Source organism: Microtetraspora fusca (assembly GCF_001570365.1).
Classification (GTDB): Bacteria; Actinomycetota; Actinomycetes; order Streptosporangiales; family Streptosporangiaceae; genus Microtetraspora; species Microtetraspora fusca.
Window position 1 is genome coordinate 1 of sequence record NZ_BBYK01000025.1, and the last position, 888, is coordinate 888.

Below are 888 nucleotides of genomic sequence, written 5' to 3' on the forward strand. Positions count from 1 at the left end.
GGACGGCTGGGGATTCCCGCAGGTCGGCCAGGTCTTGTCCGTGCTCGCCCGATGGGTCCTCAATCAGCCCCAGGCAACCGAGAGCCCCGTTGTCCTGGTGTCCTCGCATACGGGGACCGCCCGTCGCCCACCGCCCACCGTCCGCGTGACACCGAACAGCATGGACACAGGCAGAATCCCATGACCCCGCCCTCCATCGAGTTATCGCGGAACGAAGATCCCGTGTAGCAACACCACCTTCGCACTGCTCTGTACAGTCGGCGCATGCGCATGAGCGGTCAGCCCGATCTCGAAGAGATCGAGGAGCGTTTCGTCGCGATTCTTGAGGGACGGCTGAGCCGTGACGAAGCGGACCGGTGGGCCGTACGTTGGGTTACCGATGGTGATCTCGTCTGGGAAGCCCCGGAGTGGTGGGCGCTGAACCTCTTGGCCGGGATCGATCTCCTGGCAGGGCCAACCGGAGACTATCTCCACGATGACGAGCAGGTGCGCGCGTGGCTTCACGAGCTTCAGCAGCGGCGGACAGGGTGATGTTCACGGGGATCAAGCTCATGCCACGGACATGCCAGATGTGGCGGTCATAAAGGGGGACCCGCGGGGACGGCATCGAACGCATGTGCGGGTTGTGGGGTGGCTGATGTGAGAGCCATCCCGCCAGCCATCGACCCCAGGCAAGCCCAGCAGCCCGCCTCCTCCGCCGCAAGCCCGGCTGTGACCGTTGGCATCCGCTGACCGTGGAAGGTGCCCAGGCGAAGGGACACGTCAAGCCGGGCTTGCACCTCCGTCGCCGGCCCGCTGCCGCTCCGCAGTGGGGTCGATGGCAGACGGGATGGCGCGAGCGCTTGTCCCGCGGCCCGTGACCTTCCCCTCGGCGGACTCCACAGTTAC

The 888-nt window shown here is 66.2% G+C and carries 1 protein-coding gene; it reads left to right on the forward strand.

Annotation, left to right across the window (positions count from 1 at the left end; genetic code table 11):
* The first annotated feature begins 264 nt into the window (after positions 1 to 264).
* Positions 265 to 531 (forward strand): YxzC family protein, encoded by a 267-nt coding sequence (locus AWQ68_RS00125; protein WP_066932641.1) that lies wholly within the window; start codon positions 265 to 267, stop codon positions 529 to 531.
* Positions 532 to 888 lie beyond the last annotated feature (357 nt).